General features: G+C 38.1%; 12 protein-coding genes and 1 pseudogene. 4 read left to right on the top strand and 9 right to left on the bottom strand.

Features of this window, described 5'->3' with window-relative positions:
* Nucleotides 1-1,418 (top strand): type IA DNA topoisomerase (locus tag E0F91_RS16255; RefSeq protein ID WP_132067449.1); only part of this gene is annotated, 1,418 nt, incomplete at its 5' end.
* A gap of 66 nt (nt 1,419-1,484) precedes the next feature.
* On the opposite strand, the gene E0F91_RS16250 is transcribed toward E0F91_RS16255, so the two are convergent.
* Nucleotides 1,485-2,720, bottom strand: a complete 1,236-nt coding sequence (locus E0F91_RS16250) for a hypothetical protein (protein ID WP_132067448.1) — start codon at nt 2,718-2,720, stop codon at nt 1,485-1,487.
* Between the two features lie 3 nt (nt 2,721-2,723).
* Nucleotides 2,724-3,974: a hypothetical protein gene (locus tag E0F91_RS16245; RefSeq protein WP_132067447.1), complete on the bottom strand. Its 1,251-nt coding sequence runs from the start codon at nt 3,972-3,974 to the stop codon at nt 2,724-2,726.
* Nucleotides 3,975-4,210: 236 nt separating this feature from the next.
* On the opposite strand from E0F91_RS16245, the gene E0F91_RS16240 reads away from it, so the two are divergent.
* Together E0F91_RS16240 and E0F91_RS16235 are read left to right on the top strand one after the other, a co-directional pair.
* On the top strand, nt 4,211-4,648 hold the full coding sequence (locus E0F91_RS16240; RefSeq protein WP_132067446.1) for a DUF1896 domain-containing protein: 438 nt from the start codon (nt 4,211-4,213) through the stop codon (nt 4,646-4,648).
* Nucleotides 4,635-10,013: an N-6 DNA methylase gene (locus tag E0F91_RS16235; RefSeq protein WP_132067445.1), complete on the top strand. Its 5,379-nt coding sequence runs from the start codon at nt 4,635-4,637 to the stop codon at nt 10,011-10,013. The genes E0F91_RS16240 and E0F91_RS16235 overlap by 14 nt, the downstream gene beginning before the upstream one ends.
* Before the next feature lie 26 nt (nt 10,014-10,039).
* Here E0F91_RS16235 and mobC read toward each other — a convergent pair whose 3' ends face one another.
* The 4 genes from mobC to E0F91_RS16215 form a co-directional block, all read right to left on the bottom strand.
* Nucleotides 10,040-12,061 carry a conjugal transfer protein MobC gene (gene mobC, locus E0F91_RS16230; protein ID WP_132067444.1) on the bottom strand — a complete coding sequence of 674 codons (2,022 nt, stop codon included), beginning with the start codon at nt 12,059-12,061 and terminating at the stop codon, nt 10,040-10,042.
* Nucleotides 12,062-12,236: 175 nt separating this feature from the next.
* Nucleotides 12,237-12,917, bottom strand: a complete 681-nt coding sequence (locus tag E0F91_RS16225; RefSeq protein ID WP_132067443.1) for an NADPH-dependent F420 reductase — start codon at nt 12,915-12,917, stop codon at nt 12,237-12,239.
* Nucleotides 12,918-12,949: 32 nt separating this feature from the next.
* Nucleotides 12,950-14,311, bottom strand: coding sequence for an NtaA/DmoA family FMN-dependent monooxygenase (locus tag E0F91_RS16220; protein WP_243698921.1), 1,362 nt, complete (start codon nt 14,309-14,311; stop codon nt 12,950-12,952).
* A 14-nt stretch (nt 14,312-14,325) separates the two neighbouring features.
* Nucleotides 14,326-15,072 (bottom strand): NADPH-dependent F420 reductase, encoded by a 747-nt coding sequence (locus E0F91_RS16215; RefSeq protein WP_132067442.1) that lies wholly within the window; start codon nt 15,070-15,072, stop codon nt 14,326-14,328.
* A 105-nt stretch (nt 15,073-15,177) separates the two neighbouring features.
* Between E0F91_RS16215 and E0F91_RS16210 the strand changes: the two genes are divergently transcribed.
* Nucleotides 15,178-15,525, top strand: coding sequence for a winged helix-turn-helix transcriptional regulator (locus E0F91_RS16210; RefSeq protein WP_132067441.1), 348 nt, complete (start codon nt 15,178-15,180; stop codon nt 15,523-15,525).
* On the opposite strand, the pseudogene E0F91_RS18120 reads toward E0F91_RS16210, so the two are convergent.
* The 3 genes and pseudogenes from E0F91_RS18120 to E0F91_RS16195 all read right to left on the bottom strand — a co-directional run.
* Nucleotides 15,505-15,687, bottom strand: a pseudogene (locus tag E0F91_RS18120) (YWFCY domain-containing protein); the annotation flags it as partial. The gene E0F91_RS16210 and the pseudogene E0F91_RS18120 sit on opposite strands and share 21 nt — an antisense overlap.
* Before the next feature lie 167 nt (nt 15,688-15,854).
* Complete coding sequence (locus tag E0F91_RS16200) at nt 15,855-16,400, bottom strand: cysteine hydrolase family protein (protein WP_132067440.1); 546 nt, start codon at nt 16,398-16,400, stop codon at nt 15,855-15,857.
* A 60-nt stretch (nt 16,401-16,460) separates the two neighbouring features.
* Nucleotides 16,461-17,333 carry a helix-turn-helix domain-containing protein gene (locus E0F91_RS16195; protein WP_132067439.1) on the bottom strand — a complete coding sequence of 291 codons (873 nt, stop codon included), beginning with the start codon at nt 17,331-17,333 and terminating at the stop codon, nt 16,461-16,463.
* Nucleotides 17,334-17,373: the final 40 nt, after the last annotated feature.

Below are 17,373 nucleotides of genomic sequence, written 5' to 3'. Positions count from 1 at the left end.
AGGTGTCCCATACAAAAGAGTTCATAGATTTTAAAAGCCTTTCCAAAAACAAATGGCAAGATAAAAAGCTTGTGGAAAATATATTAAAGTCCATCGAAAGAAATGGCAATACAGTTACGGTTACCACTGTAGAAACCAAAAGCGTGACGGAACAACCGCCTTTGCTGTTTGATCTGACTGGCTTGCAAAAAGAAGCCAATAAAAAGTTGAATCTGACGGCTGAAGAAACCTTGAACATTGCGCAAAGCCTGTATGAAAAGAAATTTATTACTTACCCGCGTACTGGGAGTAAATATATTACTGAAGATATGTGGGCAGAGATTCCAAATCTGATAAGGGCTTTACAGGATATGGGAGCCTTCAAGAAAGCAGTAACCAAAGTGAAATGGGGGCATTTCAATAAACGTATCGTAAATGACCTTCGTGTTACCGATCATCATGGTCTGCTGATTACGGACAAAATCCCATCAGCATTACAGGCCAAGGAAAATGCCGTTTACAATATGATTGCCTTTCGACTACTGGAAGCAATTTCACAAGCCTGTACAAAAGAGATAACCGATATTACTTTACAGGCTTTGCATTATGATTTTGCCCTGAAAGCCTGCAAGATATTGGAACCAGGTTGGCGTTCCATCATAGGTAATTTCTCCAATGATGATGCAGAACCTGTTCAGGAACTTCCCAAACTGAAAAAAGGTGATGAACTCAAAATCAAAGGTGCTTCGGTTCTGGAAAAGAAAACCAGACCGCCTGTGCTTTATACTGAGGCCGGACTTTTATCAGCTATGGAAACGGCAGGAAAGGAGATTGAAAATGAAGAGGAGCGAAAAGCAATGCAAAACGTAGGTATTGGTACACCAGCCACAAGAGCCGCCATTATTGAAACCCTGTTTAGCCGTAACTATATCCAAAGGGAAAATAAATCCCTGACACCTACCGATAAAGGATTGCAAGTCTATGAACTAGTAAAAGACAAGAAAATTGCCGATGTAGCAATGACCGCAGAGTGGGAGCTGGCTTTGCAGAAAATTGAAAACAACGAAAGTAATGCGGAAGCTTTTCAAAAAGAAATGGAAATCTATGCCACATCCATTACAAATGAATTGTTGCAAACGGCCATTGCACAAGAAAACCTGCCTACCCTTGTTTGTCCTAAATGCAAAAAGCAGCAACTAATTATTAGGGATAAAATTGTTAAATGTCCTGATGAGGTCTGCAACTGGTTACAGTTCCGAAATGTATGTGGTGTGCAGGTAAGTATAACTGATATTGAAAGTCTTGTCAATACTGGCAGAACTTCTCTTATCAGAGGAATGAAAAGTAAAGCTGGAAAGAAATTCGATGCCTATATTGTATTGAATGATAAAGCGGAAAGCTCCTTTGAATTTGAAAAATCTAAACTTCCGAAGAAATAATGATCAATTCCATCACTATCCAAAAACCAAAAATGGACAAGAATACTAGGCAGATGTTTTGTTGTATTAATAGAGTTCAATATGTTGACTTTGATAACTAATTACAGGAACGTCAGCTGAAATTTTATCTAAAATCTGCTTTTCCAATATTGTCATAAACTTTTTTATCAAGTTTAAAACATCAGCATAATCATCGGTATTTGATGTAGTAATATGGAATTCACTTTCCTTGTTATGAACAATACTATTTCGTATTCTGTAAATTAAGTTTGTAATACTTACAATATCTCTTTGGTTGAAACGATTTGTAGCAGGTGGTATATCAATGCCCCAGTATGTTCTTAAAAAAAGACCCTCCTGTGGGGTTAAAGGATTCAGTTGAAAGGCATCAGCAAGAATTTCAGCATCAAATATTTTTTTAAAATTTCTTTTCAAAATATTAAGTTCACTGTCTGACTGTCCTTTACCAGTAAAACTGTGAATTTCGCGTATAAAGGTTCTATTATTTCTTGCCTTCTGTTCAATCTCAACCAATTCCCTTCTATAGACCAAATATTCTATTATGTGATACAGTTTTAAAAACCTTGTAATTGTATCAGTAGCATGATTTAATTCATTGATAATATCAAATACCTCAAAATATTGCTCGTAATGAGTATTAGGATTTAACACAGCTGTTGCTCCATGTGCATGCGTAAAGTTAAGATTAGGGTTTAAATCAATTTTCCCTCCCTGTAAGAGTTCTCTATAATATAAATAGGAATAAATACTTAAAGAGGTTTGATGATGAACAATTTTATGAATTAGAACACCCCAGTTTACGTTTGCAGTTTCAATGTGAGAAAGTAATGTTGTTATTTTATCATCTTCTGTATTAACTACCGCTGTTGATATAAAATCTACAAGAGTTCTATAGTCCTGCGAAGTCTCATCAATTGATGACAAGGGATTTATCATTAAAAGTTTAGATAAAGCCAAGTATCCAAATTCACCATCAGAGTAACTGAAGGCCCTGTTTCTTTTCCTAAAATCATCATGGGCAAAGTCAATAAGTTCAACATTTTCTAAAGGCTGATATTCATCTACTAAATAATCGGCACCAGTTTTAGCTTCTGTAAATGCTTCTAATAACTCATTAATTTTTGGTAATGCAATTAGTATGGCATCACCTCTTAATTGATCAATTATCTCATCATTTGTCCAAAAATCATCATCAACTTGTAATTCAAAGTCGGCGATGGTTAAATGGTAATGCTGATAAGTAAGCTTATAAAAGTTTTTAAGTATTTCCTTTCCAGTCATAAACTATCCAATTTTAGATTTAGATTTAAAAATAGTCTCCCACGAAGGATCAGCATCTTCTAAAAGCTGAACGGTATAATCCATAACAACTTTTCTAATAAAATTTCCAATATTGACAGATCGGCTGGATAGTTCATTATATTGCTTGGTAAATTCATTAAGAGTAAATCCTTTTTCTTTTACCTTAATGAGGAGTTTATCAAAACTATCTTGATATAGTTGGGTAATGTCTTCGATGGATTGTGTCTCGTTTACTTTTGCATAAGCACCTAATCCTGCAAGAATACCTGAAAGTGTTGTGTCTTTGACAAACCATTTCCTTCCATGTTCAGCTTCTTTTTCTATAACAGCATCATCCAGAGCTTTTAGATTCTCTAAAAACAGTTTGATAAAATGAGTATTAAAAATACCCTCGTTAATTTCTCCTGACGATTCACCCTGACCTAATTCAGAAACATCTAAATCGTCAATTGAAACACGCAAGGGTTTTTTTTCCAAAAAGGATCTTAAAGCAACTATTACAGAGGTAAACATATATTCTCCTGAATTGCGGGCACCTGATTTAATTTTGTTGGCATCAGATTCTTTTTCACGATATAAAGTAATGTCTTTTAATTGAATTCGCAGGTCCTCCCATAAATACAGGAATAAGAGTTCAAATTGGTGCGTTTTGCTAACACTCCTCTGCCCAGCATTCAAAACAAGCATTTTGTGGATTACTTTTTTTGGGGTAAGATCTATCCAAACAACAAAATAAACATCGAAATCCTGAAATGATGTTTTTATCTCATCAAACTCTCCATTTTGATAGAAATTTTTAATCTTACTTAAAGAAACTATTCCTGTTTCAAAAAAGATTGGATATTTATTTTTAATATGCTTAGCGAATGATGTTGGTTCAGTAATAGCTGACGATTCATATTCTTTAATTAATTCATTATGTGCCCATAACCTAAATGTCCTTTGAAGTCCATCAAGTATTTCAATATTTTCCATATCAATACTTACTTCATCACCAACTTTAGGCTGGAGCTTAACGTCATTATAAGTCAATGTTACTACCGGTATTGGATCTTTTTCTTTAATCGTTGTAATTAAAGTATCTAAATACTGGTTCTTTACTATTTTTCGTTGAATTGAAAAAGTATAAAATTCCGGTTTTAAACTTTCTAAATACTCATTCAGACTGCCTTTACATAACATCCATTTTCTATCCTGAAAAGTTTTACAGTCTAATATTTTTAGTTTATACATATTTATTACTCTATTTATAAGTCTATAATTGATTAAATAACAAATGTTTAAATTTCTTAACGTACGAACTAAGTTCAATAGTAATCAACATATATAGCAAAAATACAAATTAAATCCTTGGTTTTTAGTTTGTTTATGCAAACTCTTCCTCTCAGAGTCAAGTTGTTCCACTTTGACAGCTGAACTGACTGATTCCTTAATTTTATCCATTAAGCAAAACATAAACAAAATATAGTATGGATACACAGCAAAAAGACCTATCGTTTTTTAGGTTACGACTACAAGAATTGTTGACTACAAGCTTTCCCGAAAAAGCGTATGATGTTAAATTTATTGACCAGCGTTCAAGTTGGGCTTCCAATGCTTATGAAGGAGCATTTCGGGCAGGAAACCCCGTCAGTCAATGCCATCATATTGCTGATTATGTTTTATTTGAAGGATTGTACTTCTCAAGATTTGATACCGTTTTTCAGGTGGTTTGCAATGAGTTTGATACTAAAATGGCAGACGAAGAACTACGACATTTCGCCTTCAAGATGTTGCCTGTTTGCGAGCCTGTTTTTATAAACTACAAATTGGAGGATGACTTTGCCTATTCTTCGGAGTTTGAACTGCTCTATACCGAACTGACTGGAACTATAGCCATTTGGATAGAAGAAAATGGGCTTCAGTAAACGTCAACATCTCCAAAGGAATATTGATGCCTTACGAATTGCTTTTAAACTGGAAAGGGAGAAACGGAAAGCCACGATAGGGGAAAGACTGCTAATGATGCAATACAGCGGATTTGGCGGTCTTAAATTCGTGTTGAATCCTATTCAAAACTCGATAGATATCAACCAATGGAGAAAGACCGAACACATACTTTTTCCACTTACACAAGAACTCCATCAACTTCTAAAAGAAAATGCAACTGACGAGAAGCAATACCAAAGGTATGTGGACAGTATGCGGAGTTCTGTACTGACTGCATTTTACACCCCGCCTTTGGTTATTGATGCTATTTCTGCTCCCTTAAAAGAAAACGGTATAAACATCCGAAAATTTCTAGAACCTTCTGCCGGTATCGGCTCTTTTATACAATCTTTTGCCGATGGTGACTCACCTCAGATCACCGCTTATGAAAAGGATCTGATTACAGGTAAAATTTTAGAGCAGCTCTATCCTGACAGTGCTGTCCGAATAAACGGTTTTGAAGAAATACCCGAAAGAGAACAAAACAGCTACGATCTAGTAGCCAGCAATATACCTTTCGGTGATACTTCCATTTTTGATCTGTCCTACTCCAGAAGCAGTGACACCACAAAAGTACAGGCTACCCGAAGCATACACAATTACTTTTTCCTGAAAGGAGCCGATATGCTTCGTGAGGGCGGTATACTGGCTTTTATCACTTCACAGGGTGTACTGAATAGCCCTAAGAACGAAACCATTCGTAGGGCATTGATGAAGGATAATAATCTGGTTTCAGCAGTTCGATTGCCAAACAACCTGTTTACGGACTATGCCGGTACGGAAGTCGGTAGCGATTTGATAATCCTGCAAAAAAATTCTGCAAAGAAAAGTTTGACCCAAGCGGAAGAACTGTTTTGTCAAAGCGAAATAGCGGAATACAATAAACCAAACAATGCCTTGTTTCAGGATAACGTAAGGATTGTCCATACTACACGTGTGCTTGGCACTGATCCTTACGGACAACCTACATTTATCTATACGCACACGAACGGTGTGGAGGGAATTGCCAAAGACCTGAAACAAATGCTATCGGAGGATTTTAGAAAACATCTTGATATTGGCTTGTATAAAGGTGAACGGAACGATTCGTCTGTCGTACAAATTCCGATAAAACCAACGGTTACACCTCCCGTTTCCGGACCTGTAACCATTACATTGGAAACACAGAATTTATCTGCTTCAACAACAAATAAGGACATTGTAAAAGAGGAAAGGCAACTGAGCATTTTTGATCTCTTTGAAAATTCAGAAGAACTGGCTGCTGTTGCCACTCCTGTTAAAGCAATTGCAACAACAAAACAACCAGTCAAAAGAAAAAGAACTGTGAGCGGATATCAGGGAAACCTGTTCAGCGGTTTGATGCAGCAACCTCCTATTCCTATTTCTCCAGTAAATAATACTCCAAGTGAAAGAAATGCGCAGGAAGTCATTGGTGATTTGTTTTCAGTAGTGAACAGAAATGGTGTGATCGAAAAGATTACCGCAGAGGACACTATTCCCGAACCTGCAATTTATACCAAGGGAATACAGTCTTTTCATCGTAACGATAGCCTTGCATTGGATAACGGCTGGGTAGGTTATCTCAAAGACTTTGAAAGTGATAAGAAGCAGGTAATGTTTCATCCTTTGCAATTATCGTCCTTGCAGAAAGCAAGGGCTGAAGCCTATATTTCTGTACGGGATGGCTATCTCGATTTATATCATAAGGAAGCTGAACTGCAAATTGAACATAAAAAAGAACGGGAAAATCTCAATATTTTATACGATACTTTTGTCAAGAAGTATGGAAATCTAAACAGTGCCGCTAATATCAAGCTCATCAAAACAGACAGTTCAGGTAAGGAAATCCCTTATTTGGAACGGGTGGTGGGTGGTGTAGTACATAAGGCAGATATCTTCCACCGTCCTGTAAGCTTCTCCATTACCACATTGACTGCTGATAATCCTGATGAAGCATTAGCTGCATCGCTGAACAAATACGGCAGAGTTGATCTGGGTTATATGTCCAAAATCAGCGGTATGCTATCCGACAATTTGAATGAGGCATTACACGGGCGTATTTTTTACAATCCTTTGGAAAAGGAATATGAAATAGCTGAAAGATGGGTAGCTGGTAATGTAGTGGAGAAAGTCATTGCAGTAAAAACATATCTCGAAAGCAATCCCGATGATAGGCAGGCCAAACAAAGCCTTACGTCTTTAGAAGAAGCTCGTCCAAGGCGAATTGAATTTGAAGAGCTGGATTTCAATCTTGGTGAACGCTGGATACCGACTGGAATCTATGCGCGCTTCGCTTCTCATCTTTTCGACACAGAGGTGCGTATTCAATATTCTGAAACTTCCGATGACTTTTCTATAAAATGCGACCAGAAAAATGTACACATATGGGATAAATATGCTGTCAAGTCTGAAAGTCGAACATTTGACGGGATTGCTCTGCTGAAAAATGCATTAGTTAACACCACTCCTGATATTACTAAAAAGGTCATAATTGATGATAAGGAGATCAAGGTACGGGATATGGAAGCCATACAGATGGCGAATACCAAGATTGATGAAATGCGTACAGCATTTACCGAATGGCTTCACGCCCAAAATGATGAGTTTAAAAAAAGACTAACCAATCAATATAACGATACCTTTAACTGTTTTGTACGACCGCAATACGACGGAAGTCATCAGGAATTTCCCGGACTGGACAGAAAAGGCTTAGGTATTAATGACCTGTATTCAAGCCAAAAAGATACTGTATGGATGATCAAGCTGAACAATGGTGCCATTTGTGACCACGAAGTTGGAGCAGGAAAGACATTGGTGATGTGTACGGCAGCACAGGAAATGAAACGTTTGGGAATGGTACACAAACCTATGATAATAGGATTGAAAGCCAATGTTCATGAGATTGCAGAAACGTACCGCGAAGCCTACCCACACGCTAAAATTATGTATCCTGGTAAAGAAGATTTTACCCCACAGAAAAGGCAACGGATTTTCGGAGATATTAAAAACAACGATTGGGATTGCGTGATATTGACCCATGATCAGTTTGGCATGATACCCCAGTCACCAGAAATGCAAAAGGAAATCCTACAAGTCGAACTCAACAGCGTGGGAGATAATCTTGCCGCTTTAGAAGCCCAAGGCAAGGAGATTTCAAGAGGAATGCTCAAAGGTGTAGTCATTAGGAAACAGAATCTTGAAGTTAGGTTGAAAACATTGGAACACGACATCGAAAACCGAAAAGATGATGTAGTGGACTTTAAGATGATGGGTATCGACCACTTATTTGTTGATGAAAGCCACCAGTTCAAAAATCTGATGTTCAATACCCGCCATGACCGGGTTGCAGGTTTGGGCAATATGATGGGAAGTCAAAAGGCTATGAATCTGCTTTTTGCCATCCGCACCATTCAGGATCGCATACAAGGAGATATGGGCGCTACGTTTCTTTCGGGAACAACTATCAGCAATTCTTTAACCGAGCTATATCTATTGTTCAAATATCTGCGTCCAAGAGCAATGGAAAAACAGGGTATCAATTGTTTTGATGCTTGGGCAGCTATATATGCAAGGAAAACAACTGATTATGAGTTTTCAGTAGCGAATAATATCGTTTCAAAAGAGCGCTTTCGTTACTTTATCAAAGTGCCTGAACTGGCACAGTTTTATTCGGAAATCACAGATTACAGAACCGCTAAGGATATTGGTATAGATCGTCCGGAAAAGAACGAGGTGCTCTATAATATACCGCCTACACCGGATCAGGAAGTATTCATCCAGAAATTGATGGAGTTTGCAAAATCAGGTAATGCGATCTTATTAGGGAGACCTCCGCTGACAGATCGGGAAGAAAAAGCAAAGATGTTGATTGCTACAGATTATGCCCGTAAGATGTCGCTCGATATGCGGATGGTAAACGGAAAATACGATGACCATCCCGATAGCAAAGCTTCCCATTGTGCTGCCAACATAGCTAAATACTACCAAAAATTCCATGCGCAGAGAGGAACGCAGTTTGTCTTTTCAGATTTAGGCACTTACAAGCCAGGAGAATGGAATGTATATGGGGAGATCAAGCGAAAGCTCGTAGAGGACCACCGTATCCCAGCACATGAAGTACGTTTTATACAGGAAGCTAAAAATGATAAGCAGCGTAAGGAACTTATCAATGGTATGAATGAGGGAAAAATCCGTGTACTGTTCGGTTCTACCAGCATGTTGGGAACTGGTGTAAATGCACAGAAAAGAGCCGTTGTCGTTCATCATTTGGATACGCCGTGGCGACCAAGCGATCTTGCCCAACGTGACGGAAGGGCTGTCCGAAAAGGCAATGAAATCGCCAAATTTTTCGCCGATAACAAGGTGGATGTAATTATCTATGCAGTCGAAAAATCGCTGGACAGCTATAAGTTTAATCTGCTATACAATAAACAGCTTTTTATTGACCAGCTTAAAACCAACAATCTCGGAAAGCGGACCATTGACGAGGGAAGCATGGATGAAAAATCGGGGATGAACTTTTCGGAATATGTAGCTATTCTTTCGGGGAATACCGACCTTTTGGAAAAAGCAAAACTGGAGAAACAGGTCGCCGGATTGGAAAGTGAGAAGCAGGCATTCAACCGTTCCAAGTTCAGCTCCAAATACAAACTTGAGGATATTTCCGCTACACTGGAGTCTGCCGAGTCACGATTGGAACGAATGAGCCTTGATAGGGGAAATCTGGAACAACGCTTACAAAAACGACAGGACGGTACGATACTGAATCCTGTGCAGCTTGATGGATTATCACCTAATGCAGATATGAAACAGATTGGAACCAAGCTTAACCAGATTGCCGATAAAGCTCGTACTGGTGGTCAATATGAAGAAATAGGCAGCCTATATGGGTTTGCATTGTTGGTTAAAACCGAAATGTCCGAAAAAGAGGGTGTTGATATTAGTGTCAATCGTTTTTTGGTACAGGGTGAAGGCAACATAAAATACACCTACAATAATGGCTTGATTGCTAATGATGAAAAGCTTGCGTCAATGAACTTCCTTAATGCTTTGGAAAAAATACCCGGCTATATCGAACAGGAACAAAAGAAAATTGCCGAACTACGAAAAGACCTGCCTGTACTTCAGGAAGTTGTCAATGGTACGTGGACAAAGGAAAGCAGGTTGAGTGAACTAAAAACTGAACTCGCGGCCATTGACAGGAAAATCCAATTATCTATTGCTCCAGAACATAAAGAGCAAGGAGAAACAATTAAAATGGATGATGTTCAGGAAAGATCTTCTGTGCGTTTAAAAGCAATCTAAATCAGGAACAAATTAAGAATTTGCAATTATTGACTGCTTTTTTTTGTATTATCCTTTTGCACTAAATGTTGTAAATCAGGATCATTTTTAATACGCTCCAATTCAGTTTCAATAACCTGATTAATATCCAATTTTATCTGTCTGTAATTAGCTTCGATTTCCTGCTTCATCATATCTTCTCCTGCTTCGTTTACGAAAGATAGTATTTCCGGTATTTTTTGATAGTATTTGGTTTCAGCAGCTACTTTATCATTGTCCACAACAATTTCAGCATGGAAGATTTTCTGTTCGATACGTTCATCAAAATTGTCTGATACAGCCCCTACAAAAACACCTTGGGTCAATGTAGAAATTTTGGATGCAGGAATGAGGCTGTCCAGTTGTGTGGAAATGGATGTCGACGTATCATTACGGTTGATTGACAAACTCTGCCTTTTCTGCAACACCTTACCAAAACGTTCCGAAAGGCTTTTTGCCGTTTCTCCGACAACCTGACCACTAAAAATATTACCTACCGTATTTTGAATAACCTTGCTTTCCTTGTCTCCATAATCACGGGTTAATTGCGAATAATCCTGAAATCCCAAACAAACAGCTACCTTATTACTTCTGGCAGTAGCAATCAGATTATCCAGTCCACGAAAGTAGATGGTAGGCAATTCATCAATGATGACTGAACTTTTAAGTTGTCCCTTTTTATTAATTAGTTTCACAATTCTTGAATTGTATAAGCCTAGTGCTGCGGAATAAATATTTTGACGGTCGGGATTATTACCAACACATAAAATTTTAGGTTCTTTTGGGTTGTTGATGTCCAGTGAAAAATCATCTCCTGTCATAACCCAATACAATTGCGGTGAGATCATTCTTGACAAAGGAATTTTTGCAGATGCGATTTGTCCCTGTAATTGGTCTTGTGCTCCGCCTTGCCAAGCATCCATAAAAGGCGATAAGTAATTTTCCAAATCAGGATATGAAGTTAAAATCGTGAATACGTCCGAATACTTTTTATTAAGCAATTCAATAGCGTGAGGGAATGTACAATAATTACCGTTTTCATAGATTTTCAGATACCAAATAATAGCAGCCAATAGAATGATTGGGCTTTCCACGAAAAAATCCCCTTGCTTTTGTATCCAGCTTCGGTTGAGGTTCAACATTATGGTATAAGCCGCTTCGTAAGCATCTGAAATGTCCGTCATAAAATCAGGATTGAGTGGATTACAGCGGTGGCTCTTGCGTGGGTCATCAAAGTTGATGACGTAGAATTTGGGTTGAACTTTGTACTTATCCCGATGCTTCAGTAAGTGGTTGTAGGCAATGGTAGAAAGGTCGTCAAACTTGAAATCGTAAATGTACATTGAAAAGCCTTTCTCAATCTGCTGTTTGATGTAACTGTTTACGATGGCATAGGATTTACCAGAACCTGGCGTTCCTAAAACAATCGTAGCTCTAAAAGGATTGACGATGTTTATCCAACCGTCATTCCATTTGTTCTTATAATAAAATTTTGTGCGAAGATTGACAGAATATTCGTTTTCCATCAACTTTTTTTCCTGTTGAAAGCTCTCGTTCTCATTATTGAAAACATCGTCCATTAGGTTATTACGAAGCAATCGGCTCATCCAAACCCCGGCTACCATTAAAGCAAAATAACCTAAACCTGTGGTAAGAATATAAAGAAATGTAGCAGTAATTATAGGTAACTTTAATAACGGAAAGTTCAGAAAGAACAACACAAAACCAATAGCTAAAGCCACATAGATTTTAGACCAGGTTATCTTTTCATTCTTTACACCTTTCGTTCCAAAGCAACTTAAAGCAAGTAAAACCAAAGCGAATACTTTGGTGTATAAATTCTGCGAAAACAAACCCGCCGTTCTGTCGAAATTGCCTAATATCTTGTTGATTACTTCCAGTGTCCAGCCACGTTCCAGAAAGAAAACATAGCAGAACCAATAAAGGTTCATCAGTACCAAAAGAATACTTACTGCCCTCATAAAAGCCATTATCTTGGCAAGCCCTCTTAAATCGTCTTCTCCCTGCATTATTCTAAGTTTTAATGTTCGGGCGTGAATTTAAAGACGTTAAATAGTGGGTATATTTCAGTGGTAGTCGAAGGACTTGTTTGGCGGTGTTTGACCGATTTTTACCTTAATCATCGTACTAGGATAAATCAAATGCTTATGATTTCCATTATTTTACTTTTTTTGTGTATAATTTTTATAAATACGGTCTCGCCATTTCATCAGCCACCGCAAGATTTTCAGCACGTTTACTAATATCGGCTTGTTGCAATGCGGTTTTCAAATTTTCTTTAACTAAATCCTGACAATATGCAGGTTCTCCCGGTTGCTGTCTCCAGGATTCAGAAAGTAAGCCGCCGTCAATTGCATCAAATCCGATTTCGTCAATCAGTTTCATTACAGTTTGTTTTTGTTCTGCATTGTCACCTGCAACGGATAATGCAATTCGGTTGTCAGTGCCGGAAGGAGTTGCTTTTGATGCTAAACTTGGAGCAACAATATTATTAAACGCTTTAATGATGGTATGACCGATGACTTTTGAAACCCATTCGCTGTCTGTCGCTCCATTTGCAATTTCCGTAATTTCACCATCACGGGACGGATAATAATTTCCGGCATCTACAACAATTGCTTTTGATGCGGATAAAATATCGATGTGCAACTTGACCATTGCTTTTTGAGGAATGGCAATAATCACTAAGTCTTTGGCACTTGCAGCTTGTTCCGCTGTGGTAGCTTTTGCACCAGTTTTTTCAGCGATGTCGGTTAATGTTTCTGGTCCACGTGAGTTTGCGATGGCAACCTGGTGACCTAATTTTGTTAAATATCCGGCAAGGGTACTTCCTATATTACCGGAGCCAATGATTCCTATTTCCATTTTATGTAAATTTTAATTGTTTTAATTTTAAATTAAACCCGTGGGTCAATTCCATACTGCTCTGGTGCACCGATATTTTCTCTTAAAGTTCTTCCTTCATAATCTTGATGAAAAATTCCACGCTCCTGTAAAATCGGAACAACCTCATCCACAAAAGCATCAATTCCATCTGAATTAACATCAGGCGAAATCCAGAATCCATCGGCTGCACCAGCTTCAAACCAGGCCTGCATATGGTCGGCTGCTTCTACGCCTGGACCAACAATTACGGGATGATAATCGATGACGCCGTGAGCCAAAATATCTCTAAGACTCCATCCTTCTTGTGCAATTTTTAAAGCATTAGCCGAACGCGGATCGTAACGAGACAAACGAGCTGTATCCAGCTGTGCTTTAGTAAGTGGTTCATCAACTTTGGATGGATTCAACGGGATGCCCAGCATTTGTTGAAGGTAACCCAATCTTTGTACCAAAGAATCTCCGGCTAACTGAATGCGCCTGTCAAGTGCGGTGCGTCGGTCTTTTACAATCGTAGTCATCAATCCGGCGATATATTTGATTTCATCAGGATTACGACCGTGACTTTTTGCCGATTCCCGGAAAGCATTCCGTTGTGCTTTTGCATCTTCAATGGTAAAGGCCGCACCAATTACCACATTGGCAAAACGTCCCGCCAACTCGTATGCATTGGGACTTCCGCCTGCGTGGAAAATAATGGGCTGTCCCTGTTCGGAAGGCGGAATGTAGAGCGGACCTCGTGAACCGACATATTTTCCTTGTAAATTAATGGGAAGAATTTCATTTCTGTTCGCAAATTCTCCGGTTTCCTGATTGTGAATCCAGGCATCTTTGCCCCAACTTCCCCAGAGCGATTGTATGAGCTGAATCACTTCGTGAGCACGGCCATAACGGTCTTCGCTCGACGGAATTCTTTTGCCATAATTGGCGGCAACATCTTCTCCGCTTGATGTGATAGCATTCCAGCCGGCTCTTCCATGACTCATTACATCCAAAGCCTTGAATTGTCTCGCCAGATTGAAAGGTTCATTAAAAGTGGTGGAGCCTGTAGCGACCAGACCAATATATTGAGTTTCTCTCGCCACTGCGGCAAGCGTCAACATCACATCAAGATTAAAAGCAGGAGCCTCCGTTGCGATATCTGCCAAAACAGCACCAGGACCATCGGGCAAAAATATAAATTGAAATTTTCCACGCTCTGCGGCCTGGGCTTGTTTTACACGGGCATCAAAACTCGTATAACTTTTTGGGTCAACTCCCGGCATACGCCACGCTCCTTGTTGCGAACCGTAACCGTTTCCGAGGTGGAGACCGATAAGCATCTGCTTCTTGTCGGCATTAAGTTGCTCTTTTTTTTCTTCTGAATAATTCATCATTCAAAGCTTTAAGGTTAGATATACAGCGCACGGCTCAAACGCAATCCAAAATCAGCATCGGGATTGGCCTTTGCACTGTTCAGACGTTCCATAATGGCTGCCACGGCTATATCACGTCTTGCCGGCAAACGCTCTCGTTCTGCGGTATTAATAAGCGACTCGATTTCATTTAAAGTAAGGTCTGTACAATAAATCGCAGCACCGGGCTGCTGTCTCCACGAATCGGCAAGGGAGCCGGTTTCGAAAGCATCAAAGCCTGTATCTTCAATTAATTGTTTAGTAATATTTTTATCCGTTTCACGGTCTGCAGCAAATGGAATGGCGATACGATTTTCTACTTCGGTAGGTTTTCCATTTTTCTCCAATGATTGAGACCCAATGGCATTCCACGCTTTGGCAATGGTACGTCCCAACTGTTCTTTTACCCATAAACTTTCAACCATTCCTGCTTCTATACTTTCAATTTTCTGGTCTCTTACCGGATAGTAATTTGATGTATCAATAACGGTAACATTTTCTGGTACAACGGCGAAGAATGGAGCAATATCAGGTATGCGATTTAATGGTACGGATAAAATTATTACCTCTTTATCTAACAGTGCTTCTCCGGCAGTTACCGCTTTTGCACCTGTTGCAAGAACATCCGGATGAATGTTTTCCGAAGAACCTGAGTTGGCAACTGATACATGATGTCCTGCAGCAGCTAATTTTACAGCTAATGTTTTTCCGATATGGCCAACGCCTATAATTCCTATTTTCATTTTTAATAATTTTTATAATTATTCTACAAAATTAAATTAAAAACACTTTACTTTGTATAGTAGTTTCTAAAAGGAAAGTACATTTGTTTTAAGAATAAAAATGATATGACCGGAAAAAAAACTTATTTATCGTGCTTGGACAGTGTGAAGCCAGTACGTGATGCGCTGGATGTGATTAATGGAAAGTGGAAATTGCCAATCATCATTTCTGTGGGTGTGGGGAATGAACGTTTCACCGATATTCAGGAAAGCATTCCCGGTATGACGCCAAAAGCTATGGCGAAAGAACTGAAAGAATTGGTACAGCACAAATTAATTGAGCGGATTGTTACGGATGATTATCCGGTAAAAATTACTTACAGGTGGACGCCATACGCCAATACTTTAACACCGATTATTGATGCATTGAAAGAATGGGGAATAAAACACAGGGAAGAGGTTTTTAAGAAATAAATAATGACTAAAACATTTGTTGGTTACTTCCAACGTCCAACCACGTTCTACAAAGAAACCTTAGCAAAACCAATAAAGACGCATCATTACCAAAAGAATACTCACAGTTCGCATAAAAGCCACTATCTTGGTAAGCCCTCTTAAATCGTCCTCTCCTTGCATTATTTTTTTAGTTTTAATGTTCGGGCGTGAATTTAAATGCTCTAAATAGTGGCTGTTAGAATGTGGCAGGCATTGGCGGTGCGTGGCGGTATTTGGCTGAATGCTACAAATGAAATAAGCCTTGCTATTTGACAGCAAGGCTTATTAAAAATTTTCTTTTTTGGTCACTAGGCAGATAGAAAATCCTCTGTACTTTTAATTTCAGCATAGAAAAATTCTAAAGCAGATAGAAAGGCGTGATGAACATCATCAGCTTTTACTGTTTTTTCATTAATCTCCATATCTCTTGAGGCACAGGCATCGCCAATTACCGTACATTTATATTCAAAATCAAATGCGGCTCTTGTGGTAGCATCAACACACATATGGGTCATCATTCCTGTGATTACCACTTCGGTTACTTCATTCTCTTTTAAATAATCTAAAAGACCTGTTCCTCTGAAACTGTTTGGATAGCTCTTTTGAAATACTTTTTCTCCGTTAAGTGGTTTCACATTTTCGTGGATTTCAACACCATTAGTTCCCAAAGCCATAAATGGTGCACCATTTGGGTTTACGTGTTGAATGTGTGCAATCAGTAGGTGATTTGCTCTAAAGTGTTCGAGAACTTTAGCTGCCTTAACGCTTGCTTCTATTGGATTGACTAACGGAAAAGCTCCATTTTCAAAATAATCATTTTGAATGTCAATAACTATTAATGCTTGTTTACTCATAATATTTTATGTTATGATGCAAAATTACGATGAAGTTCAAAAACTGACGCTACCAAAAGGTCAATAAGACATACCATTTTGATAATCAGTTAAAAATTCACTTGTTGTCATTCCTGTCTGGGTCTTGAAAAATCGCATTAAATGGTTAGGTTCAGAAAAGTGGAGTTGATAAGCAATTTCTGCAACGGTTAGTTCCGTGTGAACAAGGTAATCCTTGATTTCTATAAGTAATCGCTGTTTTAAAAGGTCGGTAGCTGTAACATTAAATTGTTCTTTTACTACTTTGTTTAATGAAATGCGACTGATACCTAAAAGTTCAGAATATTCATTTACACGTTGCTTTTTCTTAATATAAATTTCAATTAGCCTTTTGAACAGAAAAGCATAATTATTGTTATTTTTTTTCAAAGATAAATTGTGTTTCTCTGCATATTCTCTGTTCAGTTTTTGCAAAAGATAATAGATAAGCGAACGGATAATATGTACACTATCTGCTTTGGTCTTTAATAGTTCCGCTTTGATTTCTGATAACAATACACAATATCGGTCAATGCTTTCTTTCTCAACCTGCACAATCAAAGGAAATTCTAACTGATAGAAATACAACAAACGATAAGTAAACAATTTGTCGGAGAAAAAATCATTTAAAAATTCTTCTTGAAAAACTAAGGCGGTAAACTCTAAATTATTGGGATTAAGGAATAATTGTCGTTTCTGAAAAGGCGAAATGAATACAATAGTGTGGTCTTTAATTTCAATTTTTTGATGGTTTAAAATAAGGTGCCCATTGCCTTTTTTAAAAAATATTATTTCAAAAAAATCAGTATTGAATATTTCATTACTTAAATAGTTCTGTCTGACCTCTTCCGCAGTTAGTACATTAAGTAGAAAATCAACTCCGCATTCCGTTTTATGAAAATTTAATGTTCTCAATTAATTCTGATTCAATCGTTTATTTAATTTTAACTCAAGC

Source organism: Flavobacterium sandaracinum, from assembly GCF_004349135.1.
GTDB classification, from domain to species: Bacteria; Bacteroidota; Bacteroidia; order Flavobacteriales; family Flavobacteriaceae; genus Flavobacterium; species Flavobacterium sandaracinum.
Note: the sequence above shows the minus strand (reverse complement) of the source record. Positions and strands in the feature narration are given on the sequence as shown.